The 26,103-nt window shown below is 68.1% G+C and carries 22 protein-coding genes; 16 read left to right on the forward strand and 6 right to left on the reverse strand.

The window, feature by feature from the left end:
• Positions 1-14: 14 nt before the first annotated feature.
• The 3 genes from CDO46_RS14555 to CDO46_RS14565 all read right to left on the reverse strand — a co-directional run bounded on the left by CDO46_RS14555 (position 15) and on the right by CDO46_RS14565 (position 3,856).
• Positions 15-998 (reverse strand): tripartite tricarboxylate transporter substrate binding protein, encoded by a 984-nt coding sequence (locus CDO46_RS14555; RefSeq protein WP_087839206.1) that lies wholly within the window; start codon positions 996-998, stop codon positions 15-17.
• A gap of 90 nt (positions 999-1,088) precedes the next feature.
• Complete coding sequence (locus CDO46_RS14560; protein WP_165963292.1) at positions 1,089-2,189, reverse strand: amidohydrolase family protein; 1,101 nt, start codon at positions 2,187-2,189, stop codon at positions 1,089-1,091.
• Positions 2,190-2,332: 143 nt separating this feature from the next.
• Positions 2,333-3,856 (reverse strand): isochorismatase family protein, encoded by a 1,524-nt coding sequence (locus CDO46_RS14565; protein WP_165963293.1) that lies wholly within the window; start codon positions 3,854-3,856, stop codon positions 2,333-2,335.
• A 125-nt stretch (positions 3,857-3,981) separates the two neighbouring features.
• Between CDO46_RS14565 and CDO46_RS14570 the strand changes: the two genes are divergently transcribed.
• From CDO46_RS14570 to truA, 10 genes are all read left to right on the forward strand, one after another.
• Positions 3,982-4,704 (forward strand): GntR family transcriptional regulator, encoded by a 723-nt coding sequence (locus CDO46_RS14570; protein ID WP_243724642.1) that lies wholly within the window; start codon positions 3,982-3,984, stop codon positions 4,702-4,704.
• 107 nt (positions 4,705-4,811) lie between these two features.
• Positions 4,812-5,276 carry a CBS domain-containing protein gene (locus CDO46_RS14575; RefSeq protein ID WP_176400758.1) on the forward strand — a complete coding sequence of 155 codons (465 nt, stop codon included), beginning with the start codon at positions 4,812-4,814 and terminating at the stop codon, positions 5,274-5,276.
• Positions 5,277-5,612: 336 nt separating this feature from the next.
• A complete protein-coding gene (aroC, locus tag CDO46_RS14580) occupies positions 5,613-6,713 on the forward strand; it encodes a chorismate synthase (RefSeq protein WP_087839209.1) in 1,101 nt (366 codons plus the stop codon).
• A gap of 103 nt (positions 6,714-6,816) precedes the next feature.
• Positions 6,817-7,614, forward strand: coding sequence for a M48 family metallopeptidase (locus CDO46_RS14585; protein ID WP_087839230.1), 798 nt, complete (start codon positions 6,817-6,819; stop codon positions 7,612-7,614).
• Positions 7,615-7,791: 177 nt separating this feature from the next.
• Positions 7,792-9,195, forward strand: coding sequence for a 3-isopropylmalate dehydratase large subunit (gene leuC, locus CDO46_RS14590; protein WP_087839210.1), 1,404 nt, complete (start codon positions 7,792-7,794; stop codon positions 9,193-9,195).
• Between the two features lie 11 nt (positions 9,196-9,206).
• Positions 9,207-9,875, forward strand: a complete 669-nt coding sequence (leuD, locus tag CDO46_RS14595; RefSeq protein WP_087839211.1) for a 3-isopropylmalate dehydratase small subunit — start codon at positions 9,207-9,209, stop codon at positions 9,873-9,875.
• Positions 9,876-9,930: 55 nt separating this feature from the next.
• Positions 9,931-11,004, forward strand: coding sequence for a 3-isopropylmalate dehydrogenase (gene leuB / locus CDO46_RS14600; RefSeq protein WP_087839212.1), 1,074 nt, complete (start codon positions 9,931-9,933; stop codon positions 11,002-11,004).
• 80 nt (positions 11,005-11,084) lie between these two features.
• On the forward strand, positions 11,085-12,212 hold the full coding sequence (gene asd, locus CDO46_RS14605; protein WP_087839213.1) for an aspartate-semialdehyde dehydrogenase: 1,128 nt from the start codon (positions 11,085-11,087) through the stop codon (positions 12,210-12,212).
• Between the two features lie 176 nt (positions 12,213-12,388).
• Positions 12,389-14,143 carry a FimV/HubP family polar landmark protein gene (locus tag CDO46_RS14610; RefSeq protein ID WP_132980447.1) on the forward strand — a complete coding sequence of 585 codons (1,755 nt, stop codon included), beginning with the start codon at positions 12,389-12,391 and terminating at the stop codon, positions 14,141-14,143.
• Between the two features lie 10 nt (positions 14,144-14,153).
• Entirely contained in the window at positions 14,154-14,945 is a 792-nt protein-coding gene (truA, locus tag CDO46_RS14615) for a tRNA pseudouridine(38-40) synthase TruA (protein ID WP_087839215.1), read from the forward strand.
• A gap of 24 nt (positions 14,946-14,969) precedes the next feature.
• On the opposite strand, the gene CDO46_RS14620 is transcribed toward truA, so the two are convergent.
• Positions 14,970-16,832 carry a tannase/feruloyl esterase family alpha/beta hydrolase gene (locus CDO46_RS14620; protein ID WP_087839216.1) on the reverse strand — a complete coding sequence of 621 codons (1,863 nt, stop codon included), beginning with the start codon at positions 16,830-16,832 and terminating at the stop codon, positions 14,970-14,972.
• A 202-nt stretch (positions 16,833-17,034) separates the two neighbouring features.
• Here CDO46_RS14620 and CDO46_RS14625 point away from each other — a divergent pair, with 202 nt between their 5' ends.
• The 5 genes from CDO46_RS14625 (at position 17,035) to CDO46_RS14645 (ending at position 21,414) form a co-directional block, all read left to right on the forward strand.
• Complete coding sequence (locus CDO46_RS14625; RefSeq protein WP_087839217.1) at positions 17,035-17,676, forward strand: phosphoribosylanthranilate isomerase; 642 nt, start codon at positions 17,035-17,037, stop codon at positions 17,674-17,676.
• A 70-nt stretch (positions 17,677-17,746) separates the two neighbouring features.
• Positions 17,747-18,946 carry a tryptophan synthase subunit beta gene (gene trpB, locus CDO46_RS14630; RefSeq protein ID WP_087839218.1) on the forward strand — a complete coding sequence of 400 codons (1,200 nt, stop codon included), beginning with the start codon at positions 17,747-17,749 and terminating at the stop codon, positions 18,944-18,946.
• 11 nt (positions 18,947-18,957) lie between these two features.
• On the forward strand, positions 18,958-19,833 hold the full coding sequence (gene trpA / locus CDO46_RS14635) for a tryptophan synthase subunit alpha (protein ID WP_087839219.1): 876 nt from the start codon (positions 18,958-18,960) through the stop codon (positions 19,831-19,833).
• Positions 19,830-20,699 (forward strand): acetyl-CoA carboxylase, carboxyltransferase subunit beta, encoded by an 870-nt coding sequence (gene accD / locus CDO46_RS14640; protein WP_087839220.1) that lies wholly within the window; start codon positions 19,830-19,832, stop codon positions 20,697-20,699. The genes trpA and accD overlap by 4 nt, the downstream gene beginning before the upstream one ends.
• Positions 20,700-20,877: 178 nt before the next feature.
• Positions 20,878-21,414 carry an acyloxyacyl hydrolase gene (locus tag CDO46_RS14645; RefSeq protein ID WP_087839221.1) on the forward strand — a complete coding sequence of 179 codons (537 nt, stop codon included), beginning with the start codon at positions 20,878-20,880 and terminating at the stop codon, positions 21,412-21,414.
• 336 nt (positions 21,415-21,750) lie between these two features.
• Here CDO46_RS14645 and moaA read toward each other — a convergent pair whose 3' ends face one another.
• A complete protein-coding gene (gene moaA / locus CDO46_RS14650; protein WP_087839222.1) occupies positions 21,751-22,854 on the reverse strand; it encodes a GTP 3',8-cyclase MoaA in 1,104 nt (367 codons plus the stop codon).
• Positions 22,855-22,983: 129 nt separating this feature from the next.
• On the opposite strand from moaA, the gene CDO46_RS14655 reads away from it, so the two are divergent.
• Positions 22,984-24,543, forward strand: coding sequence for a hypothetical protein (locus tag CDO46_RS14655; protein ID WP_132980448.1), 1,560 nt, complete (start codon positions 22,984-22,986; stop codon positions 24,541-24,543).
• 2 nt (positions 24,544-24,545) lie between these two features.
• On the opposite strand, the gene CDO46_RS14660 is transcribed toward CDO46_RS14655, so the two are convergent.
• Positions 24,546-26,103 (reverse strand): cellulose synthase subunit BcsC-related outer membrane protein (locus CDO46_RS14660; protein ID WP_176400759.1); only part of this gene is annotated, 1,558 nt, incomplete at its 5' end.

Here is a 26,103-nt window from a genome sequence, read left to right on the forward strand (position 1 = left end):
GAGCCTGCCCAGGATCATTTCGCGATCCCCGCGTCGGCGATCACTTTCTTCCACCGGGTCGCCTCGGCGTCGATCAGCGACGAGAACTGCGCGCGGCTGGTATTGCCGGTCAGCATGCCCATCTCCGCATAGCGCTTGCGCACCTCCGGGTCGGCCAGCGCCTGCCGGACGGCCGCGTTGAGCTTGTCCAGCACGGCGGGATCCGTGCCCTTGGGCGCGGCCAGCCCTATCCAGCTGCCCGTCTGCAGGGCGCCGAAGCCCGCTTCCGCGGTGGTCGGCACGTTGGGCAGGATGTCGAGCCGTTCGCTGGCCGCGACCGCGATGGGCTGGATCGTGCCGGCCTTGAGCGGGCCCGCGATGGGGCCGGCGGTGTAGAAGGCGACGTTGACATCGTTGCGCAGCAGGGCGAGCACGACGGGGGGCGAGCCATTGAACGGGACATGGGTCATCGAGACGTTGGCCAGGTTCGCGAAGAACTCGGCTGCGAGATGGGGCGGGGTGCCGATGCCCGGCGAGCCGAAGTTCACCTTGCCCGGCCGCTCCTTCGCGTAGGCGGCCAGTTCGCGCAGGCTGCGGGCCGGCACGGCGGGATTGACGACGACGATCGTGGGCGCGTTGCTGATCAGCGCGATGGGATCGAACGCCGTCAGCGGATCGAAGGTCATGTCGCGGTAGAGATACTGGTTCGTCGCGAAATTGTTCACGGCACCCAGCAGCAGCGTATAGCCGTCCGGGGCGGCGCGCGCCACGTCCGCGGCGCCCAGGTTGCCGGAGGCGCCGGGCTTGTTCTCGATGACGAGCGGCTGCCCGAGCTGCTTTTCCATCAGCGGCGCGATCAGGCGGAAGCTGACGTCTCCCAGCCCACCTGCCCCGTAGGGATTCACGATGCGTATGGGCCGGGACGGATAGGCATTGTTTTGCGCCCAGGCCGCGCCATGGGCGGCCAGGGGCAGCAGCACGAGGGAATATCGGGCAAGGCGATGGTGGAACGGCTTCATGGAATCTCTCCTGGAGTGACGTTTCTCCTTACCGGTGGGCGCGCCGCAGGCCGGATGCCTGGCGGCGCGCCGCGCCTTTCGCTCCGTGTATCAGGGCTCCCCGTAGAAGTTGGCGGCGTTGTCGTACAGGAACTTGCGCTTCTGCTCCTTGGTGAGGTCCTGGCGCTCGATGATCTCCATCGCGGCGTTGTCCCGCCCTTCGCCATGGGGGAAATCCGAGGAATAGAGAAGCTGGCCATCGCCCAGCAGCTTGAGCTCGTGCGCCAGCATGGCGTCGCTGGATTCGGGGCCGAGGTAGATGCGGCCCGACTTGACCAGGTCGTCCACTTCGCTCTTGGGCAGCATGCTGGGGTCGGCCATCCGGCCCTTGTTGACCTCGGCGTACTGCTTCATGCGCCCCACCGAATAGAAGATCCATTCGCCGCCGAACTCCAGGAACGCGACCTTCAGGCTGGGATACTTGTCCAGCATGCCGTGGCCGGCCATGGCCATGAAGGCCAGTTGCGCGGGCATGGCCTTGCCGATCATGTTGGCGTCCTGGATCGACTCGCACAGCTGGGCCAGCGGCGGGAAGCTCATGGCCATGTGCACGCACAGGGGCAGCTCGGTGCGCGAGAACTCGTTCCAGATCGGCTCGAAGCTCGGGTGCGACAGCATGCGGTCGCCCACGGTCCCGAACACCACGGCGGCGGCCGCGCCCATGGCGACCATTTCTTTCATGGCCAGCCGGGCCTGCTCGGCGTCCCGCATGGGCAGCAGGCCGACCCAGCGCAGACGCTTGGCCGCGTCGCGGCAGCGCGTGCCGATGTAGCGGTTGTAGGCCCGGAAGAGTTCGCCTTCCAGCGTCGCGTCCGCGGCGATGGTGGCGTATATCGTGCTGGGGAACAGGACCTGGACGTCGATGCCCAGTTTGTCCATCGCGGTGAGCCGGTCGGCGACGTCGCCCAGCGTGACACAGCCGACGGGCAGGGAGAAGGCGGTGAAGTCGCCGGCCCGGGCGCGGTTGGCGCCGTATTCCTCCAGCACCATGCCGGGAGTGTTGGCGGCGTGGGTGCCGGGTCCGAACGGGTGCGGCTCGATGCGGCCGTCCACCAGCCATGCCGTGCCCCAGTTGCCGAGCTCGTGGCCGTCGCCGAACTTGACTGGCCGCGGACGCCGCAGCCAGTACTGTTTGGGAAGGGTTTCCCACATTTCCGGGGTCATTAGAACGTGGGCATCTGCATCATAAATCTTGAATCCTTCAAGCATGTTCAGTCCTTTCACGTAATGATGGGGAAAGCAGCAGGGCTACTGGGTCAGTGGGTGGGCAAGTTCCTCCTTCGCGGTGGCGGCATTCAACCCGACAGGCCCATCAGCCGCAGCGCGGCCTGGGAAAGGGCGGAGTCGGGGGCGTTCAGGTGGGTCACGATTTCGTAGTGATTCGTGGCGGGCAACTGCATCAATTCCACCTGCCTGTCCTGTTCCTGCGCGGCGCGGACGAAGTCGCGCGCCTGCCGCTGGAATTCGGGACTTTCGCGGTCGCCGATCGCGACGACCGCCGGGCAGTTCAGGCGGGACAGGTGCCGGATCGGGCTGTAGCGCTCGATCTCGTCCGGCTGGAGTTTGACGTAGCCGCTGCGGGCGCTGAGCATCACGGGATGCAGGTCGTACATGCCGCTGATCAGCAGCGCGCTCTTGACCAGGTCGGCGGGCAGGTGCAGGGATTCCCAGTCGGTGGTGGCCAGGACCGCGGCCATGTGCGCGCCGGACGAGTGGCCCGACAGGTGGATGCGGTCCGGGTCGCCGCCGAAGCGGGCGGCCTTGGCCCGGACCCAGGCCAGCGCGCGGCGGGTCTGGGCGATCATCTCGGGCAGGCGCACCTCGGGTATCAGCGAAAAGTCCAGCACCACCAGCACGCCGCCCGCGGGAACCACGGTGCGGGCCAGGAAGGACTCGTCGTCCTTGCTCAGATTGCGCCAGCCGCCGCCGTGCACATGGACGTGGATGGGCGCGCCTTGCCGCTGCGCCGGAAAGATGTCCAGGGTCTCGTGGGGGCCCGGGCCATAGGGAACGTGCCGGTGGTGCGGATATTCCTCGCGGGCGCCGGCGCTGGCCTGCGCGTACCAGGCCAGCATGGCGTCCCGGTTGTCGGCCCAGGCGCGCTGGTCATAGGCGCGATCCAGTTCTTCCTGCGTGTAGTCCAGGTAGACGCGCGCGGACGGCGTCTTCCAATGCGGCGTGAGGTCGTCCAGCCGGGTCACGTCGCCCAGCAGGAAACGGACGTTGTTCAGCGTGGCATCGTGCGCGGGCTGCGTGTGCGAGGCCACGCAGTCCTCGGGCACGACGCAATGGAACCCCAGGGCGTTCGCGTGCCGCAGCGTGGCTTCGACGCAGATGTTGGTCTGGACGCCCGCGAAGACCAGGGTGCGGATGCCGCGGGCGCGCAGCTCGTGTTCGAGCGTGGTGCCGACGAAGCCGTCGTAGCTGTGTTTTTCCAGTACCGGTTCGCCGGACAGGGGTTGGACGCCGTACCAGTCGTAGCCCCAGGTGTCGCGGTCGCAGCAGACTTCGGTGATGCCTTGCTCGGTCAGCTTGGTGCGCATGGATGCGGGCAGCAGATCAGGCCGGTAGCAGGCGCGCAGCCAGAAGACCGGGACGCCGCGTTCCCGGGCGGTGTCGACCAGCGACCGGAGCCGGGGCACGATGGCCCCGCAGGCGGCGATGTCCTTGCCGATGACTCGCTCGACGTAGCCGCCGGGGGCGCAGAAGTCGTTCTGCATATCGATCACGAGCAGCGCGGTGTGGGAAACGTCCACCCGGGCCGCCAGGGAAAGGAGGGGCTGCGCATCCGATAAATCGCGATAGGCGTCGGCTTTCAATTCCTTCTCCATAATCGATGATTTTTTTATTTTCGATTTTTGAGTGATTTTTAGGAATAATCGATTATTTGTCAATAGAAAGATGATTTGGGCCGCGTGTTACGATGAATCAAAAGACGAGGGGCATGATGAAACTGGCATCGGTCTGGCCGGCTGGGCAGCCGGCTCCGAGCACGGGACAGAATTTCGCAAGCACGATTGCGACCCGGTTACGCAACGACATCGTTTCCGGCAGGCGTCCTCCAGGTGCCAGGCTTTCCATCGAAGAACTCAAGGGGGACTTCGGCGTCAGCCTTTCCCCGCTGCGCGAGGCCCTGGCCAGGCTGGCCACCGAGGGCTTCGTGGTCAACGAAGACAAGAAAGGGTTCAAGGTCGCGCCGGTGTCGCGCGAGAACCTGCTCGAGGTCGCGAAGCTGCAGTCCACGCTCGAACCCATGGCCTTGCGCGAATCGATCCGGCACGGCAACCGGGACTGGGAGGACGGCATCGTCCTGACCCACCACCGGCTGTCGCGCTACGAGCGTCCCGAACAGAAGGACGGCGGGGGCGTCGACGAGTGGGAGGCGCATCACCGCGAATTCCACCTGGCGCTGCTGGCGGCCTGCCGCATGCCGCTGGCCCTGATGGTGTGCGATTCGCTCCAGCATTTCAGCGCGCGCTACCGGCGCCTGTTCCTGGCGTACAAGCCCTTCGATCGCGACGTTGCCCAGGAGCACCGTTCGCTGGTGGACGCGACGCTGGACCGCAAGGAGGACCTGGCCGCGGAGATCCTGGCCGAGCACATCGAGCGAACAGCTCGAAACATCCTGGCGGCGCTGGATGCGGGCGGCGTGGCGGCGGCGAGTTGAAGCGCTTTTCGAGGCGCGCTAGGATAGCTGCATGGCCATGCACGAGCCGATATATTTTCAGTTCCGCCCCATAAACAGAACCGGCGTGCGTGGCTCAGGAGGCCGTCATGATCAAAGTCAGTGAAATCCTGCGCGTCAAGGGCGACGCGCTTTATACCGCCAGCCCCGATACCCCCGTCGCGCAGGTCGTCGATACGATGGCCCTGCAGGACATCGGCTCGCTGGTCATCATGGAGTTCGGCGAACTGGTGGGCATGCTCACCTTCCGCGAAATCATCCGGCACCTGCAGGCCAACGGCGGCTCCCTGGGCACTACCACCATCCGGTCGATCATGGACGACGCGCCGGTCACGGTATCGCCCAACACCGAAGTCAACGAGGTGCGGCGCCTGATGCTCGACAAGCACGCCCGCTACATCCCCGTCATGGACGGCCGCATGCTGCTGGGGGTGATCTCGTTCTACGACGTCGCCAAGGCCGTGCTCGAGGCCCAGGGCTTCGAGAACCGCATGCTCAAGGCCTACATCCGCGACTGGCCCGGCGAGCAGCGCGAGACCGAAGGAACGCTGTAGGGAAGAATCCCCCCCTACGCGCTTACGCGCGCCCCCCAGAGGGCGAAACCGGCGGACTGGCGGAGCCAGATCCGCGGTTTCCTGGGTTTAGCGCTAGCTTCTTGGACTGGAGCACCGTTGCTACCGCTGGCAGCCAGCGAAGCACGGTTGCTGCAATCCAAGAAGCTAGCGCTAGACCCAGGATGTGGTGGATCCGGCTTTGCCGGTCCACCCGCATCGCCCCCTCGAGGGGGCCCGCGCAAGCGGGTAGGGGGTGGGCTTCCCTTCAGGGTGAGCTTCCCTTCAGGGCTACAATCGAGGGGTACAATACGGCGTCCCTATCGGAGTCCAGATTTCATGCCTGGCAGCACCCTCGGAGAGCTTTTTTGCGTCACCAATTTCGGTGAATCCCACGGACCTGCCGTCGGCTGTGTGATCGACGGCTGCCCGCCCGGGATGGCGCTGGCCGAGGCCGATATCCAGGTCGAGCTGGACCGCCGGCGTCCCGGCACGTCGCGCCACGTCACCCAGCGGCAGGAACCCGACCAGGTCGAGATCCTGTCCGGCGTGTACGAGGGCAAGACCACCGGCACCCCGATCGCGCTGCTGATCCGCAACCAGGACGCGCGCAGCAAGGACTACAGCAACATCGCGGAAACCTTCCGCCCCGGGCATGCCGACTACACCTATTGGCACAAGTTCGGCATCCGCGATCCCCGTGGTGGCGGCCGTTCATCGGCCCGCCTGACGGCACCCACGGTAGCCGCCGGGGCGGTGGCCAAGAAGTGGCTGGCCGAACGCTACGGCGTGCGGGTGCGCGGCTACATGAGCCAACTGGGCGACATCCAGATCCCGTTCGAGGACTGGGACGCGGTCCACACCAATCCCTTCTATGCGGCCGGCAACAGCCGCGTGGCCGAGCTCGAGGCCTACATGGACCAGTTGCGGCGCGACGGCGACTCGGTGGGCGCGCGCATCGAGGTGGTGGCCGAGAACGTGCCGGTGGGCCTGGGCGAGCCCGTGTACGGCCGCCTGGATGCCGACATCGCCTATGCCATGATGGGCCTGAACGCGGTGAAGGCGGTCGAGATCGGAGCCGGTTTCCACAGCGTCGAGCAGCGCGGCACCGAGCATGGCGACGAACTGGCGCCGGAGGGTTTCCTGTCGAACAACGCCGGCGGCATCCTGGGCGGCATCTCCACCGGCCAGCCGATCACGGTGTCGCTGGGCATCAAGCCCACCTCCAGCATCCGCAGCCCCCGCCGGTCCATCGACAAGCTGGGCGCGCCCACCGTGGTCGAGACCCACGGGCGCCACGACCCCTGCGTGGGCATCCGCGCCACGCCCATCGCCGAGGCGCTGCTGGCCCTGGTGCTGGCCGACCATGCGCTGCGCCACCGCGCGCAATGCGCCGACGTGTCGGTCGAAACCCCCCGGCTGGGCCTGGCGCGCGGATAAAGAAAGTAACAGGGGTTTTGGGGCAAAATTGCCGCCTTGGCGTTCTTGTCTCGGGGGCAGCATGAAAAAAACCCAACGTTCTCCTGTCTTGCGCCGCGCCGCGATGGCCGCGGCGGCCCTGGCGCTGGTGGCGGCGGCCGGCTGCGAGTCGGTCAACACCACCCAGGGCGGTACGATAGGCATCGACCGCACGCAGCGCATGTCCAGCCTGGTGTCCGAGCAGCAGCTCGACCAGCAGGCCGTCCAGCTCTACCAGCAGACGCTGTCGGGGGCGCGCAGCAAGGGGCAGCTCAACACGAACGCCTCTCAACTCGCCCGGGTGCGGACGATTTCCCAGCGGCTGATCGCACAGGTGGGCGTGTTCCGGCCCGATGCGACCAAGTGGAAGTGGGAAGTCAACGTCATCGACGACAAGGAAGTGAACGCCTGGTGCATGCCGGGCGGGAAGATCGCCGTCTATACCGGGCTGATCAATACGGTGAAACCGACGGACGATGAACTGGCGGCGGTGCTGGGCCACGAGATCGCGCACGCGCTGCGTGAGCACGCGCGCGAGCGGGCGTCGGAGCAGATGGCGACGAGCATGGGCTTGAGCGTGCTGGCGGCGATCACCGGATCGCAGGCGAGTTCTGACCTGGGCGGGGCGCTGGCCAATGTGATGTTCGGGCTGCCGAACAGCCGGTTGCACGAGACGGAGGCGGACCGGATGGGGGTGGAGCTGGCGGCCCGGGCGGGGTATGACCCGCGGGCGGCGGTGACACTGTGGACGAAGATGGGGCAGGTGGGCGGCTCCGCGCCGCCCGAGATCCTGTCCACCCACCCGTCGGCCGAATCCCGCATCGCGGACCTGCGGCAGGCTTCCGAGAAGGTGTTGCCGCTGTACCAGCAGGCCCGACGCTAGCGTCCTCAAGGCGGCCGTGGCGGGGCGCGCAAGCGCGTAGGGGGGGCTTAATATACAATCAAGAGTTCCCTATCCCTGAGCGGGTCCGTCGAGGCTGGTCCTCGCGCCTGGGCGACGCCGAGAGGCGCCGAGCCGCGCGGCTGTTCATGAGCCCGTTCACTTTTTGGCCGGAATCTCATGCCTCAGACCCTTTACGACAAGCTGTGGGACGCCCACGTCGTCCATCAGGAAGAAGACGGTACCTGTCTGATCTACATCGATCGCCACCTGGTCCACGAAGTGACCAGCCCGCAGGCGTTCGAAGGGCTGAAGCTGGCCGGTCGTCCGGTCTGGCGCATCAGCGCCAACCTGGCGGTGGCCGACCACAACGTGCCCACGCACAATCGTGACAAGGGCATTGCCGATCCGGTCTCGCGCCTGCAGGTGGACACGCTGGATGCCAACTGCCAGGACTACGGCATCGTCGAGTTCGACATGGGCGACCGTCGCCAGGGCATCGTGCACGTGATCGGGCCGGAGCAGGGCGCGACGCTGCCGGGCATGACCGTCGTCTGCGGCGATTCGCACACCAGCACGCACGGCGCCGTGGCCGCGATGGCCTTCGGCATCGGCACGTCCGAGGTCGAACACGCGCTGGCCACGCAGACGCTGCTGGTCAAGAAGAACAAGAACATGCAGGTGCGCGTCGAAGGCAAGCTGCCCGCGGGCTGCACCGCCAAGGACCTGGTCCTGCACGTGATCGGCAAGATCGGCACGGCGGGCGGCACGGGGCATGCCATCGAGTTCGCCGGCAGCACGATCCGCGACCTGTCCGTGGAAGGGCGCATGACCATCTGCAACATGGCCATCGAGGCCGGCGCGCGCGTCGGGCTGGTGGCGGTGGACGAGAAGACCATCGAGTATTTCCGCGGCCGTCCCTACGCGCCCAAGGGCGAGGCCTGGGACCAGGCCGTGGCGTACTGGAACACGCTGCATTCGGACGAAGGCGCGCATTTCGATCGCGTGGTCGAGATCGACGCGGCCGAGATCCAGCCGCAGGTGACCTGGGGCACGTCGCCCGAGATGGTGCTGCCGGTGGGCGCGAACGTGCCGGATCCGGCCAGCGAGAAGGACGAAACCCGCCGTTCCGGCGTGGCCCGCGCGCTGGAGTACATGGGCCTGACGGCCAACATGCCGATCACCGATATCAAGATCGACAAGGTCTTCATCGGCTCGTGCACCAACTCGCGCATCGAGGACTTCCGTGCCGCCGCGGCGGTGCTGCGTGGCAAGCGCATCGCGTCCAACGTCAAGCTGGCGCTGGCGGTGCCCGGTTCGGGCTTGGTCAAGGCGCAGGCCGAGCAGGAAGGCCTGGACAAGATCTTCATCGAGGCCGGCTTCGAATGGCGCGATCCCGGCTGCTCGATGTGCCTGGCCATGAACGACGACCGGCTCGAGCCGGGCGAGCGCTGCGCCTCGACCTCGAACCGCAATTTCGAGGGCCGGCAGGGCGCGGGCGGCCGCACCCACCTGGTGAGCCCCGCGATGGCGGCGGCCGCCGCCGTGGCCGGTCATTTCGTCGACGTCCGCAAGGTCAACTGAGGTAGAACATCATGCAAGCATTCACCACTCATGAAGGCCTGGTGGCGCCGCTGGACCGCGAGAACGTCGACACGGACCAGATCATCCCCAAGCAGTTCCTGAAGTCCATCCATCGCAGCGGCTTCGGTCCCAACCTGTTCGACGCCTGGCGCTACCTGGACGAAGGCCAGCCCGGCATGGACAACAGCAAGCGGCCGCTGAACCCGGACTTCGTGCTGAACCAGCCGCGCTACCAGGGCGCTTCCATCCTGCTGTCGCGCAAGAACTTCGGCTGCGGCTCGAGCCGCGAGCATGCGCCGTGGGCGCTGGACCAGTACGGTTTCCGCGCGGTGATCGCGCCGTCGTTCGCCGACATCTTCTTCAACAACTGCTTCAAGAACGGCGTGCTGCCCATCGTGCTGTCGGAAGAGGACGTGGACAGCCTGTTCAAGGAAGTGGAGGCCAAGGAAGGCTACCGGTTGACCATCGACCTGGACCGCCAGGTGGTGGCGACGCCGTCGGGACGCGAACTGTCGTTCTCGATCGATACGTTCCGCAAGTACTGCATGCTCAACGGCCTGGACGAGATCGGCCTGACGCTGCGCCATGCGGACAAGATCAAGGCCTTCGAGCAGAAACGCCTGGCCGCCCAGCCCTGGCTGGACGTTCCGGCCCTGCGCGGCACCCAGGCCGGCCGCTGACACCGCACTCCGCCGGCCCCGCTGGGCCGGCCCCGACCCTGAATCAAGAGCCACAATGACACAACATATCGCAGTGCTGCCGGGCGACGGCATCGGTCCCGAGATCATCGAACAGGCCGTGCGCGTGCTGACTTCGCTGGGCGAATCGTTCAAACTCGAAGAACAGCCGGTGGGCGGCGCCGCCTATGAAGCGTCCGGCCATCCGTTGCCGCCGGCCACGCTCGAACTGGCCAAGAAGGCCGATGCGGTGCTGTTCGGCTCGGTGGGCGACTGGAAATACGACAAGCTCGAGCGCGCGCTGCGTCCCGAGCAGGCCATCCTGGGCCTGCGCAAGAACCTGGGCCTGTTCGCCAACCTGCGCCCGGCCATCCTGTATCCCGAGCTGGCCAATGCCTCGTCGCTCAAGCCCGAGGTGGTGTCGGGCCTGGACATCCTGATCATCCGCGAACTGACCGGCGATATCTATTTCGGCCAGCCGCGCGGCGTGCGCACGGCCCCGGACGGCGCGTTCGCGGGCCAGCGCGAAGGCTTCGACACGATGCGCTACGCCGAGCCGGAAATCCGCCGGATCGCGCACGTGGCCTTCCAGACCGCCCGCAAGCGCCGCGGGAAGTTGTGCAGCGTCGACAAATCCAACGTGCTGGAGACCTTCCAGTTCTGGAAGGATATCGTCACCGAGGTCGGCAAGGAGTATCCTGACGTGGAGCTCAGCCACATGTACGTGGACAACGCCGCCATGCAACTGGTGCGCGCGCCCAAGCAATTCGACGTGATCGTGACCGGCAACATGTTCGGCGACATCCTTTCCGACCAGGCTTCCATGCTGACGGGTTCCATCGGCATGCTGCCGTCCGCCTCGCTGAACGAGACGGGCAAGGGCCTGTACGAGCCCAGCCACGGCTCGGCGCCCGACATCGCGGGCAAGGACATCGCCAATCCACTGGCGACCATCCTCTCGGCGGCGATGATGCTGCGCTATTCGCTCGACAAGGCGGCCCAGGCCGACCGGATCGAGGCAGCCGTCAAGAAAGTGCTGGAGCAGGGCCTGCGCACGGCCGACATCTACGAAGAAGGCACGACTAAGGTCGGCACTGCCGAGATGGGCAGTGCCGTGATCAAAGCTCTGTAACCAGCCTGCGTGTCGCGCCCCCCGGGTGTGATGCGCCCGGCAAACAGTTTCAATCTGGACTACTTGTTAGGGGTGTGTAAATGAAAGCAGTTGGTCTGGTCGGCTGGCGTGGCATGGTCGGTTCCGTGCTCATGCAGCGCATGCGCGACGAAAACGATTTCTCGCTGATCGAGCCGGTGTTCTTCTCCACCAGCAACGCCGGCGGCGCGGCGCCCTCGTGGGCGCAGGGCGCCGGCCCGCTGCAGAACGCGTTCGACATCGAGGCGCTGAAGAAGCTGCCCATCATCGTCACGGCGCAGGGCGGCGACTACACCTCCGAGGTCTATCCCAAGCTGCGCGCCGCCGGCTGGGACGGCATCTGGATCGACGCGGCCAGCACGCTGCGGATGAAGGACGACGCCGTCATCGTGCTCGATCCCGTCAACCGCAACGTGATCGACCAGGCGTTGAAGAAGGGCGTCAGGAACTACATCGGCGGCAACTGCACGGTCAGTTGCATGCTGATGGGCCTGGGCGGCCTGTTCGAGCACGACCTGATCGACTGGATGACCAGCATGACCTACCAGGCCGCTTCCGGCGGCGGCGCGCAGCACATGCGCGAGCTGCTGACCCAGTTCGGCCTGCTCAACGCCACGGTGTCCGGCCTCCTGGCGGATCCGGCCTCGGCCATCCTGGAAATCGACCGCACGGTGCTGGCCAAGCAGCAGGACGGGTCGCTGCCGCAGGAACACTTCGGCGTGCCGCTGGCGGGCAACCTGATCCCCTGGATCGACAAGGACCTGGGCAACGGTACCTCGCGCGAGGAATGGAAGGGCGGCGCCGAGACCAACAAGATCCTGGGCCGGGGCGAGGGCTTCGGCTCGTCGCCCATTCCCATCGACGGCCTGTGCGTGCGCATCGGCGCCATGCGCTGCCACAGCCAGGCGCTGACCATCAAGCTCAAGAAGGACGTGCCGCTGGACGAGATCGAGGGCATGCTGCGCGAGAACAACCAGTGGGCCAAGGTCGTTCCCAACACGCGCGAGGCGTCGATGCAGTCGCTCACGCCCGTGGCCGTCACGGGCACGCTGGACATCCCGGTCGGCCGCATGCGCAAGCTGGCGATGGGCCCCGAGTACCTGAGCGCCTTCACCGTGGGCGACCAGCTGCTGTGGGGCGCGGCCGAGCCGCTGCGCCGCATGCTGCGCATCGCCCTGGGCGAACTCTGATCCCCGGGCTTGCATCAGAACGTACCTGAGCTTGCGACGGTAAGTCTCTGATGCTACAAGGAGGCCCGGCAGGCGCCGACCTGCCGGGATGACCAACCGCCAGACTGTTCGCGGGGGCTTTTGCGCATGGGATTAGGATGAACGGACTTTCCGACCGAGAGACAGGCCGTCCGGCCTTGACACACAAGCGTCCGCGCGCGGGCGGTCCATCGGCGGGGCTGCTGGCGCTGGGATTGGCGGCCGGGGCCCTATCGGCGGCGCAGGCCGCCGACCTGGGGGCGTTGAAGGTCCTGTCCGCATCCGGCGAACCGCTGCGTGCCGAGATCGCGGTCAATGCCGCGACACCCCAGGAAGCCGGCACGCTGAAGGCGGCCATCGCGCCGCGGGACGTCTACCGCCAGACCCAGTTGGAATACAGCGAGGCGCTGGCCAACCTGACGCTGCGCATCGAAGACCGTCCGGACGGACGCAAGGTGGTCAGCATCGCGTCGGCGGCGCCGCTGGACGTTCATGTTCTGGACCTGCTGGTGGAGCTGACCTGGAACATGGGCCGCTTCATCCGCCAGTACACCTTCATCCTGGATGCGCAGGCGCCCAAGGCGCAGGCGGCCGAGACGCAGTCCGCGCCCGCGGCCCTGGAGGTCAAGCCCGGCGATACCTTGTTCGGCATCGCGGGCCGCCTCAAGCCCGAAGGCGCGTCCATCTACCAGACCCTGGCGGCGCTGCTGCGCGCCAACCCCCAGGCCTTCGTCGACGGCAACATGAATCGGCTGCGCGCCGGCGCATCGCTGTCCGTGCCCGGCGCGGACGACGTGGAGGCGATCGACGCGGCGCAGGCGGCGGCCTTGTTCTCCAGCCAGGCCGAGGCCTTCGAGGCTTATCGCCAGCGGGTGGCGGGCGGCGCGAGGCAGGTGCCAGCCGGCGCGTCCACGGGCGGCGCCGAGTCGCGGGGCGATATCGCGTCTTCGGCCGGATCGCAGGCGGAGTCCGGCTCGAAGGAGGGCGATGCCCTCAAGCTTTCCAGTGGCGGCCAGGAGACGGCCGCCGGCGGCGAGCAGACCACGCGCGACCGCCTGGAGGAAGAGCGCGACGCCACCGCCAAGGCCATGCGCGAGGCGCAAGAGCGGGTCGAGGCCTTGCAGGGCAATGTCGAGGCCATGCGCGGCCTGCTCGAGGCGCAGAACGAAACCCTGGCGAAGATGGAGCAGCAGGCCCGCGACCGCGCGGCCGATGCCACGGGTCCCGCGGAAGCCGCGCCAACCGCGCCAACCGCGCCAACCGCAGATCCCGAGGCACGGCCTTCTCTGGCCGCCTCGGTGGCCGACAAGGTCCGCGACCACAGCGTGGCGGTGCTGGGCGCCATCGTCGCCGTGCTGGCGGCCCTGCTGGGGGCCTTCGCGCTGCGCCGCCGTTCGGCCCGCGCCGAGGCGGAAGAGGCGCGCGAGGCGGCGCGCATCGAGGCCGAGAACGCCAATGAGGAGGCCGACGCGTTGCCGCCGGCCGGGAGTGCCGCACCCGTCAACCACCTGCGCGACTGGGATGACATTCCGCCGTTCCCCATTCCCGATGATCTGCCGCCACGCGTGGAAGGCGAGCCCGACGACTATCCGGACGACGACGAGCCCGAGGACGCCGGCCGTCCCGTGGCGGTGCCGCCGGCCGCCGCGGCGGCCTTCGGCCTGGACCTGAACCTGGATGCCCCCGCGCCGGCCTTGCCTGCCCAGGACGCGTCCAGGCCGCCTCCCGCGCCGGGCATCGACCTGAATACGGACCTGGATGCGCCGGCCGGCATGGCCGCCAAGCTGGACCTGGCCAAGGCCTACGCCGACATGGGCGACCGCGCCGGCGCGCGCGAACTGCTGGAAGAGGTCCTGCGCGACGGCGACTCGGACCAGCGCGAACGGGCGCGGGCGCTGCTCGCCTCCTGGTAGGGCCGCCCGCATGCCGCGCATCGCGCTGGGGCTGAGCTACGACGGCGCCCCCTGGTTGGGCTGGCAGACCCAGCCGCACCGGCGAACCGTGCAGGACCGGCTGGAGTCGGCCCTGGCCGACTTCGTCGGCCAGCCGGTGGCCACCACCTGCGCGGGCCGCACCGATACCGGCGTGCATGCCGCCCAGCAGATCGTGCATCTGGATACCGGGGTATTGCGTCCCGAACAGGCCTGGGTGCGCGGCGTGAACGCGCACCTGCCGCCCAGCATCGCGGTGCGCTGGGCCCGCGAGGTGCCGGCCGATTTCCACGCCCGTTTCTCCGCGCGTTCGCGTTCCTATGTCTACCTGCTGCTGGACGATCCCGTGCGCTCGCCGCTGTGGACGGGCCGCGCGGGCTGGAGCTTCCGGCCACTGGACCTGGAGGCGATGCGGTCGGGGGCTGCCCATCTGCTGGGCGAACACGACTTCAGCAGTTTCCGCTCGTCCGAGTGCCAGGCCGCCTCGCCGGTGCGTACGATGCACGAAATCGGCATCGAACGGCGCGGCCGGCTGGTGGTCTTCACCCTGCGCGCCAATGCCTTCCTGCACCACATGGTTCGCAACATCGTGGGGGCGCTGGTGTACGTGGGGCAGGGCAGGCAGCCCGCCGACTGGATGCCCGCGCTGCTGGCCGAGCGCAACCGGACCAAGGCCGCGCCCACGTTCTCGCCCGACGGCCTGTACCTGACGGCCGTGGGCTATCCCGGCGACTACGGCCTGCCGTCCACCGACGCGACCGACGAGATCCGCCTGGGGTGCTGATCCGCCGGCCGCCTGGCCGGCTTCCTAGCGGCAGCTGTAGTTCGCGCCGTCGGTGGCGGAACCGCTGCCCTTGTAGGTGGCCTTTTGCGGGTGGACGCAGATCGGCATGCTGACGCTGGCATCGGCCGACTTCAACATCAGCGGTCCGGGCTGCGTGCCTTTCTCGACCCAGGCGACCAGGGCGTCGAAGAACTGGTTGGCGGCGGGCAGCGGCACGGTGTTGGCCGTGGCTGCCGGCCCCACGCTGCCGCTGACGGAGCCCACGCCGGCGCAGTGGCCCATGCCGGGAACCAGGTACAGCCGGTTGAAGGCCTGGACCGCCTCGATGCCGCCCATCTTGTCCGCCACGCGGCTCAGGTAGTTCAGCGAGCCGGCGGGCGTGATCAACTGATCGGCCAACCCGTGATAGCTGATGACCTTGCCGCCGCCGTCGCGCAGCCGCGTCAGGTCGGGATTGTCGGTGTTGATATGGCCGAAGGCCGCTTGCAGCGCGATGCCGCGGTCATAGGCGTTGGCCAGGTCGGCGTAGCTCATGTCCTTCCACTTGTCGGCGCCGTTGCCGGTCGCGTTGATGAAGGACGAGGTCGCATAGGCCGGGTTCTGCAATTCCAGCGCGACCATGTCGGTGGCGATGGTGAACGGGCGGGCGACCGGGGGCGTGCCCGAGGATCCGGCCAGGCCGCTGAGGTCGGTACCGCGCGTCAGGCCCCACCAGAGCTGCCTGCTGGCCAGCGTGGTGCCGCTGGCGTTGTCCGCCTGCGGGTCGGGGGCGCTGCCGTCGGCGGTCTGGCCGTACCAGATCTTGTTGATGGTACGGGCTTCGGCCAGCGAGACGCAGGCGGCGTCGGTGCTGGTGCCGACCACGCCGTTGCCGGCGACGCCCGCGCACAGCGCCGAGGCGTCGCGCGTCGGGTCGTAGCGGCATTGGCCGGGATCGGCGATGAAGCCCAGGTGCTGGCCGCCCACCGTGTCGCAGGCGCTGACCGCGGCCGCGCTGACGCGGCGCAGCTTGTCGGCGGCGATCGGGCCGCCCAGGTCGCGCTGCATGGCCACCTGCGGATACAGCTCGTTGGTGATGAACCGGGTCCAGTTGAAGGCGGGCGCGCCGTTCAGGTAGCCGTCGTAGTCGTCCGGGTGTTCCTGGGCGATCTTGTAGCCCTGGCGGCCGCCGGTCGAGCAACCCTCCCAGTACGCGTACTGCTGCGGCTTGCCGTAGTACGCCTCGACCAGGGCCTTGGTCTTGACCGCGAGCTCGTGCAGGCTGCGTTCGGCGAAATCTCCCCACAGCGCGCTATTGATCGTGCCGTCCTCCTTCATCGCGAACGAGCCGTTGCCCGCGATGGCGTGGCCGGTGTCGGTGGTGCCGACCGCATAGCCCAGCGCCGCGGTGGCGGCGGCCCCGGCGTTGCCGATCTGCGTGGCCGAGGCCTGGCTGCCGCCGGCCCAGCCACCGCCGCCCAGGTTGCGGATACGCTGGTTCCAGTTGGCGGGCGTGGGCAGCCAGACCTCGAGGCCGATGCCGGGCGAGGTCGACGGTGCGCCCGCGGTGCCCGCATTGCCCGGACCGACCACCATCTTGACCAGGCACATGTCCTGGCTGGCCTTCGCCGGCGCGGGCGTGGCGGGAGTGTCCGCCAGCGCCAGGGCATCGCCCTGCCTGAACGCCTTCGCCAGGATGACCCGGGTATTCGCATCGGGTTTGAACGCCGTCTTCATGCTGTCGTCGCAGCTGAGCGTGGCCGAGGGCGAGGGAGGGGGCGGGGCGGGCGGATCGTCGCTGCCGCCACAGGCGCCCAGGGCGGCCAGCAGGCCCGCGGCCCAGGCGCGCGGTGGCAGGGTCGGGAGGGGGCGAAGGAGGGGGGAGGGATGCTGCTTCGGGCGTGCCATGATGATCTCCTCGGTAGGCAGCCGGGCTGCCGTCTTTCTTATGGGTGGAACCGCAGGCAGATGAACGCTTTCATGCAGGATAGTTCTTGTTTTTGTGATCGAATCATGCATATTGATGCATGATTGCTCAATCTAGGGCTTGTACCTAGCCTGCCCGACAGGCCGGCGACGGACGAAAGCCGCGGGGCGGTATGATGGCGGGATGTCCCGTACCCGTATCAAGATCTGCGGCCTGACCCGCGAGGAAGACGTCGCCGCCGCCGTCGGCGCGGGCGCCGATGCCATCGGCCTGGTCTTCTATCCCCCCAGCCGGCGGGCGCTGTCCCCGGCGCGCGCGGCCGAACTGCGGCGCCTCGTTCCGCCGTTCGTCGACGTGGTGGCCCTGTTCGTCAATGCCTCCGACGCGCAGGTCCGGGAGGTGCTGGACGTGGTCCGGCCCGACCTGCTCCAGTTCCATGGCGACGAGACGCCGCAGCAATGCGAGCGCCACGGCCACCGCTACCTGCGCGCCTTCCGGGTGGGCGGGCCGGGCATGGAAACGTCGCAGGCTTTGCTAAAATCGTGCCTACAGTACGGTTCCGCCGCAGGCTGGCTGTTCGACAGCCATTCCGACGGCTACGGCGGTAGCGGGAGAGTGTTCGATTGGTCTTTGGTCAGCAGCGAAAGCGCGCGTCCGGTCGTTTTGTCTGGTGGGTTGCATGCCGCAAATGTGGCGGCAGCCATTGAGTCCGTGCGCCCGTTCGCTGTCGACGTAAGCAGCGGCGTGGAAGAATCGCCAGGCATCAAATCCGCCGCCAAGATTGCCCAGTTCGTGGCGCAGGTGCGGCAAGCCGACGGCTATTGACGCCGCATTCCCCAATCCTTCCGGCGCGCGCCAGGCGCGCGGGCCGGGCTTCATAGCCGGGACCATCCCAGTGAAAACCTACGATTTCCCCGATGCGAGGGGCCATTTCGGCCCATATGGCGGCGTGTTCGTGGCCGAGACGCTCATGCACGCCCTGGACGAACTGCGCCAGAACTATGCGCGCTACCAGCACGATCCCGATTTCATCGCCGAATTCAACTATGAGCTCGAGCACTTCGTGGGCCGCCCCAGCCCGGTCTACCACGCCAGGCGCTGGTCCGAGGAACTGGGCGGCGCGCAGATCTGGTTCAAGCGGGAAGACCTGAACCACACCGGCGCCCACAAGGTGAACAACTGCATCGGGCAGGCGCTGCTGGCCCGCCGCATGGGCAAGCGCCGGGTGATCGCCGAGACCGGCGCCGGCCAGCACGGCGTGGCGACCGCCACGGTCGCGGCCCGCTACGGCATGGAGTGCGTGGTCTACATGGGCAGCGAGGACGTCAGGCGGCAGGCCGCCAACGTCTACCGGATGAAGCTGCTGGGCGCGACCGTCGTGCCCGTGGAATCGGGCTCGCGCACGCTGAAGGATGCGCTGAACGAAGCCATGCGCGACTGGGTGACCAACGTCGAGGACACCTTCTACATCATCGGCACGGTGGCCGGTCCGCACCCGTATCCGATGATGGTGCGCGACTTCCAGACCGTCATCGGCAACGAGTGCCTGGTGCAGATGCCCAAGGCCGCCGGGCGCCAGCCCGACGTCGTGATCGCGGCGGTGGGCGGCGGCTCGAACGCCATGGGCATCTTCCATCCCTACCTGCCGTACGACGACGTTGCGCTGGTGGGCGTGGAAGCCGCCGGAGAAGGCATGGAGACCGGGCGCCACGCGGCCTCGCTGGCCGGCGGCGCGCCGGGCGTGCTGCACGGCAACCGCACCTACGTGCTGCAGGACGCGAACGGACAGGTGATCGACACCCATTCCATCTCGGCCGGCCTGGACTATCCGGGCGTGGGCCCCGAGCATGCATGGCTGATGGACAGCGGCCGGGCGACCTACGTGGGCGTCACGGACGAGGAGGCCCTGGCGGCCTTCCATCACTGCTGCCGGATCGAGGGCATCATCCCGGCGCTGGAGTCGTCCCATGCCATCGCGCATGCGGTCCGGCTGGCGCCCACGCTGCCCAAGGACAAGATCCTGCTGGTCAACCTTTCCGGACGTGGCGACAAGGACATGCATACCGTCGCCGAACGTTCGGGCATCGTGCTCTGAGGGCGGTCTCCATGTCGTCATCCTCCCGTATCGCGGCCGCGTTCGCGCGCCGCGCCGCCGCTCCGGGCGCCTGCGCCCTGATTCCCTACGTCACCGCCGGCTACCCCACGCCGGCCAGCACGGTACCCATCATGCACGAACTGGTGGCCGCCGGCGCCGACGTGCTGGAACTGGGCGTGCCGTTCTCCGATCCCATGGCCGACGGGCCGGTCATCCAGCGCTCCAGCCAGCACGCGCTGGAACAGGGCGTGGGCCTGCGCGACGTGCTGGCCATGGTCAAGGAATTCCGCCGCACCGACAGCCAGACGCCGGTGGTGCTGATGGGCTATGCCAACCCCGTCGAGCGCATGGGGCAGGCCGCCTTCGCCGCCGCCGCCCGGCAAGCCGGCGTGGACGGCTGCCTGGTGGTGGACTATCCGCCCGAGGAAGCCGGCGAATTCGGCGCATTGCTGGAAGAACATGGCGTCGACCCCATCTTCCTGCTGGCGCCGACCACCACCGACGAGCGCATCCAGGCCGTGGCCCGGGTCGCCCGAGGCTACGTGTACTACGTGTCGCTCAAGGGCGTGACGGGCGCCGGCCACCTGGACGTCCGGGACGTCTCGCGCAGGCTGGCGCACATCCGGCAGTTCGTCTCGCTGCCGGTGGGCGTGGGCTTTGGCATCCGCGACGGCGACAGCGCCCGGGCGCTGGGCGCCGAGGCCGACGCCGTGGTCATCGGCACCCGGCTGATCCAGGAAATCGACGCCGCCGCCCAGGGCACTCCCCCGGAACGACAGCCCGAAATCTGCGCTCGCGCAGCGGGGGCATGGTTGCGTACAATCCGGGGGGCGCTAGATGCCCCGCCTCCGGGCGGGGCCTCCCAAGAATCAAGGAAATCCGCATGAGCTGGATAGAAAAACTGCTCCCTCCCCGCATCAAGACCACCGACGGCTCTCCGCGCCGCGTGCCGGAAGGCCTGTGGGTCAAGTGCCCGTCGTGCGAGTCGGTGCTGTACCGCGACGACCTGGTCAAGAACCTGAACGTCTGCCCCAAGTGCGAGCATCACATGCGCATCGGCGCGCGCCAGCGCATCGACGCGCTGCTGGACGCCGAGGGCCGCTACGAGATCGGCATCGGCACGCTGCCGGTGGACAGCCTCAAGTTCAAGGACACCAAGAAGTATCCCGACCGCCTGCAGGACGCCATGGCGCAGACCGGCGAGACCGACGCGCTGGTGGTCATGGGCGGCGCCATGCACACCCTGCCCGTGGTGGTGGCCTGCTTCGAGTTCGAGTTCATGGGCGGTTCGATGGGCTCGGTCGTGGGCGAGCGCTTCGTGCGTGGCGCGCAGGCCGCCATCGAGCAGAAGGTGCCGTTCATCTGCGTGACCGCTTCGGGCGGCGCGCGCATGCAGGAAGGCCTGCTGTCGCTGATGCAGATGGCCAAGACCACCGCCGCGCTGACGCTGCTGTCCTCGCGCAAGCTGCCGTTCATCAGCGTGCTGTCCGATCCCACCATGGGCGGCGTGTCGGCCAGCTTCGCGTTCATGGGCGACGTCGTGATCGCCGAGCCCAAGGCGCTGGTCGGCTTCGCCGGTCCGCGCGTGATCGAGCAGACCGTGCGCGAGAAATTGCCCGAGGGCTTCCAGCGCGCCGAGTTCCTGCTGGAGAAGGGCGCCATCGACATGATCGTCGATCGCCGCAAGATGCGCGAGGAGATCGCGCGCCTCCTGGCGCTGCTGACGCAGCAGCCTGCGGACGCGGTGGCCTGAGGCAGGAAAGAAACTGCGGCTAGTCTGCAACGCGACCGGTCATCGGTCGTATGCAGATGTAACGGGTTTGTTATAGTCGGAGTTTCCTTTCCCTCTTTCCGCGGGGGACCGCATCCTGCCCCCGCGGGGCAGGCGATCTTGGCGGTGCCCGCGCGAAGCTTCACAGGCAGCCGATCCGATGAAAAAAACCGCCCTAGCAGCCGCGCTTCTCGCTCTTGCTTCCTTCTCGGCCCACGGGGCCGATCCCACCGGCGGTTTCGCCAACGGCGGCTGGAGCGCACAGTACGGCGTGATCGACGGCAACCATCGCGCCACGCTCAACTACGAAACCTCGCCGCTCTGGCACATGAAGCTCGGCTCGACCCGCCTGGAGCTCGTGGGAGAACTGGGCGGCTCGTACTGGTGGACCTCGAGCGCGCTGCCGGGCTACGCCCGCCACATGTGGCAACTCAACGCCATCCCGATGTTCCGCTGGTGGCCCACCGAACGCTTCTACATCGAAGGCGGCATCGGCGCCACGGCCGTCAGCGAGACCAAGTTCCACGACAAGGACATCAGCTCCACCTTCCAGTTCGGCGACCACATCGGCGCCGGCTTCAAGCTGGCCGACAACATGCGCCTGGGCCTGCGCGTGTCGCACTTCTCCAATGGCGGCATGAAGAAACCCAACCAGGGCCTGAACCAGGTCCAGCTGAACTTCGCCATGGGTTTTTAGCCCCTCCTACGCGCTTCGCGCGCCCCCCAGGGGGCGATGCGCGTGGACCGGAAGGGAAGCCCACCCCACGCGGCCCATGGCCGCGCCCCTCAAGGGGCGGCGCTGGCGGACCGGCAAAGCCGGATCCGCTGCGCCCTGGGTCAGGGGCGGTCGCGGATACAAGAATGGCCTTGCATCATATGCAGGGCCGTTTTTATTGAGCCCAAGCGGCTGCCAGGTAGTATCGCCGTTCTCAGCCAGCCCGTTGGTACCCCAGGATGCGGTGGATCCGGCTCCGCCGGTCCACCCGCATCGCCCCCTGGGGGGCGCGCGTCAGCGCGTAGGGGGGGGCCTCGATCACCCGCCGATGTAGCTCATTTCTATGCGGCCGGAGCGGGGCGTGTCGGCGGAGCGGCGTTCGGAGTAGTTGTCGGTGCGGGCCCGCCAGATGCGGGCGATGGCGGTGGCCAGTTGTTCGTCGCTGGCGCCGCCGCGCAACAGGGTGCGCAGGTCGTAGCCCTGGTCGGCGAACAGGCACAGGTAGAGCTGGCCCTCGGTGGACAGGCGGGCGCGGGTACAAGATGAACAGAAGGCCTGGGTGACGCTGGAGATGACGCCCACTTCGCCGCCGCCGTCGCGATAGCGCCAGCGCTGGGCGACTTCGCCAGCATAGTGCGGCTCCAGGGTTTCGAGCGGCCAGCGGGCGCCCAGGCGGCGCAGGATGTCGGCAGAGGGCACGACTTCATCCATCTTCCAGCCGTTGGAGGCGCCCACGTCCATGTACTCGATGAAGCGCAGGGTGTGGCCGGAGTGGCGGAAGTGCTCGGCCATGGGTTCGATCTGGTCGTCGTTGAGGCCCTTCTTGACCACCATGTTGACCTTGATGGGCCCCAGGCCCGCCTCGGCCGCGGCATCGATGCCCTGCAGCACGTCGGCAACGGCGAAGTCGACGTCGTTCATGCGGCGAAAGACCGTGTCGTCCAGCGCGTCCAGGCTGACGGTGACCCGGTTCAGGCCGGCGTCGGCCAGGGCGCGAGCCTTGCGCGCCAGCAGCGACGCGTTGGTGGTCAGGGTCAGGTCGAGCGGCTTGCCCGATGGCGTGCGCAGCTCGGCCAGCCGGGCAACCAGGGTCTCGATATTCTTGCGCAGCAGCGGTTCGCCGCCGGTCAGGCGGACCTTCTCGACGCCGTGGGCCACGAACAGCCGCGCCAGCCGCACGATTTCCTCGAAGCTGAGCAGGGCGTCGTGCGGCAGGTAAGGGTAGTCCTTGCCGAAGACTTCCTTGGGCATGCAGTACACGCAGCGGAAGTTGCAGCGGTCGGTGACGGAGATGCGCAGGTCGTGCAGCATCCTGCCGCGCGTGTCCGCCAGTTGGCCGGAGGGCGCGATGAGGTCACTGGCGTCGACGGGAACAGGGCGGCGCGCGCGGTAATCGGTCAGCAGGATGGTTTTTTCGGTCACGGTGCGAAGGACGGCAACAGGGGCGGGACTGGCCCGCCATGTTCTGTAATACTACCCCATGGCACGGGTGGAGCCTGCATCGCTACAATGGCCGGCATCGCCGGAACGCGGTTCTTGCAAGGGAATGGGATGAGACGTGGACGGGGCCTGCTCGGGGCGGGCATGATGGTGGCGCTTGGCGCCTGCGGAGGCGGGGATTCGGGCGATGGCGGCGGCCCGGCCGCGGTGCAGCAGTATCCGGCGGGCATCTATACCGGCAAGGCCGGGCCGCTCGCCACACAGCGCGATTTCATCGGCATCGTCGACGGCGGCCGCAATGGCACCGGCGGCAATTTCTATTTTGCCCTGGATACCGGAACCAGCCGCGGGTACGACGGCCTGTACGGTGGCCTGAGCGTCACGCTGGCCACGTTGCGCGCAACCAATGCCACCTACTATTCCACGGTCGATGGAAAATTCGTCGCCAATGGGGTGACGGTGTCGGGCATCGTGACCGGCGCGGCCTCCGCCGAGAACCCCGGAGCCCGTATCAGCGGGAACTACAGCAACCCCGCGGGCACGGCCGCGGCCACGTCGTCGCCCCTGGTGCCGTTTACGCTGGATTACCGCGAGGATCTGTACGTGCGGGCGTCGTCGCTGGCGACGATGGCGGGTACGTACCAGGGGGGAGGCCCGTTCGGCGGAGCCTGGAACATGACGGTGGACACCGCGGGCCGCCTGACCGGCAGCAACAGCGGATGCGCCCTGACCGGCTCGGTGTCCACGCCGAATCCGGCACGGGGCGTCTACGGCATCGTGCTGAATCTCGCCGGTACCGGCTGCTCGCGTCCGGGTTCCACGCAAACGGGATGGGCGGTCCTGACCTACGACGCCAAGGGCGCCAAGAGCGGCATCTGGGTGTTCACCACCGATGCCGACTCCAAGGCGCTGAACACGTTCATCCTGAACGGCCTGGCCGACAACAGCGTCGAGCCGCCGGACCCCGCCACGCCGCAGTTCGCCGAAGGGTACTGGACGCCCACCAGCGGCGCTTTCGAGGGTGTCGTCACGCCCGACAGCTACTATTTCCTGTATCGACGCAACGGAGCGGGCTATGACGTCCTAAGCGGACGGCTGACGCGGGTCGCGGGCAGCAACAGCAAGATGACGGACGAGGCGGCGACGTTCTACAGCGCGCAGGGCACGACCGCGGCCACCTCGCTGAACGGGACCGTCATCGGCGATGCATTCACGGGCAGTTTCGCGGATCCGGCGGCGGGCAATGCCGCCACGCAATTCGCGATGGCGAAGGACGGCATCTATCAGGCCGCGCCCGCCAGGCTGGCGGCCGTGGCGGGCAAGTCCTACCAGACCCCGTCGCTGGAGCCGCTTTCCATGACCGTGAACGTGGCCGCCGACGGCGTGCTGAGCGGTTCGCGCGAGGCATGCCGGATCGTCGACAGTTCGACCGATGGCGGACCGATCAGCCGCATCGGGCCTTATCCGGGGATCACCACGCAGAACCTGTTCCAGGTGAAGCTGATATTCACCGGCGCGGCGTGCGCGGGGAGCGAGGACGGCATCGCGGTGGCCGTATATGATCCGGGCGCCCAGACTGCCAAGGGATTGCGGATCTTCACCCTGGGCACGCTGACCAGCAGCACGCAGCGCGTTGCCAAGGTGGCGCAGTTGGCGACCCCGGCCCCCTAGCGCTAGTTGCCCGGATACAGCGACCGGTACGGCGTAAGCGGATACGCCACCGGTCCGCTGTATGGATGGAAGGCATAGCGCAGGTACACGCCGCCCATCAACTGGCGGTAGTCGCGCGCGTTGTCCATCGCCAGTTGCCCTCCCAGCGTCAATTGCGGCGCGATCTGGTATTCCATGGCCGCGGCCAGGCTGTAGCCCAGGCCGGTCTTGGTCTGCCCCGGATAGAAGGCGCCATTGGCGTTGGAGGTCAGGCCGAAGGCCGCGGCATCGATGGCGGCCTGCTGGGCGGCCGATTGCAGCGAGCCGTTGGTCGGGAAGTAGGGCGCCGAATCTTCCTTGAAGCGCTGCACGCCCAGCGATCCCTTGACCAGGTAGGAAAGGCGGCCGCTGCGCTGCGTCCACGAGACGGGCACACTGGCGGCGAAGAATTGCTGCGGGCTGAAGTAGCCGCCGTGGCCGTAGGTGAAGTAGCGCAGGTTCTTGTCGTAGCCGATGCCGGTGAAGTTGACGCCCGCCGTCAGTTCCGAGTCGGGCGTGCGGACCAGCCGCCAGTACAGGCCGCCGCCGCCTTCCAGGCGGGTGTTGGAGGCGACGTTCTCGCCGGTCAGCGCATGGAAGGCGCCGTAGCCGTAGACGCCGTAGTCGCCGTTGTCCCAGGTCAGTTCCAGGCGGCCGCCGGTGGCTGAGACGCCGCCCCAGGTCTGGCCGGTGCGCGCGTCGCGCGCGCCGGCGAAGGACAGCAGGCTGTCGGTGACGGGGCGGCGGGAGACGTCGGCCGAGTACGAGACTTCGCTGTTGATCGGGCCCTTGAATTTGAGGCCGGCGTTGATGTCCGTGTGGCGAAAGCCGAGCGGCGTGGTGCCCACGTCGGCCTGCAGGCGCTCGGATTCGTAGGCCACGGCCAGGCCGACGCCCGACTGGCTTTGCGAACCGGCGCCGCCGGTCGAACCCGCGGCCTGCTGAAGCGCGGCGACGGGGCCGGCGCCGAAGCGGCTGGACGCATCGTAGGAACTGCCCGGGGTGCCCGCATCGAGCGAGACGGGCGTGGCGCGCAGGGCCATCCTGCCGTCTCCCACCGGGAAGCGGTATTCGATCGGGGCCTGGATGTCGGTCAACTTGCCCAGGCCTTCTTCGCCCTGGCGCGTGCGCACGGTGCCGCCCACCGTCAGCGCGGGGCTGCGGGCTTGCTGGATGTCGTTGAGTTCGTCCATGGCCGTGCGGGGCCGGTCGGCCTGGGCCGCGGCCGGATCCCAGGGCCGGGCCTGGGCCGGCTGCACGGCGTAGCCGCCATAGCCGGGCGGCGGCGTCTGGGCGGCCACGGGCGGGGCATAGTAGGGCAAGGCGGCCTGGGGCGCGGTCTGCAACGGCATGGGCACGTAGGCGGGCGCCGCCGCTTGCGCGGGATAGGGCGGATAGGCGGGCGCCGGGGCGGCATTGCGCGCGGCCGGTTGTGTGCCGGGTTTGCGGCTGCCGGCCGTCGTCCGCGCGGCCGGCGCGGCGGGCTGGGCGGCGGCCGGTGCCAGGTACTCGGCCGGCGTGGGCGGAGCGCTGGGCGCCGGC

This window comes from Pigmentiphaga sp. NML030171, from assembly GCF_002188635.1.
GTDB lineage: Bacteria > Pseudomonadota > Gammaproteobacteria > Burkholderiales > Burkholderiaceae_B > Pigmentiphaga > Pigmentiphaga daeguensis.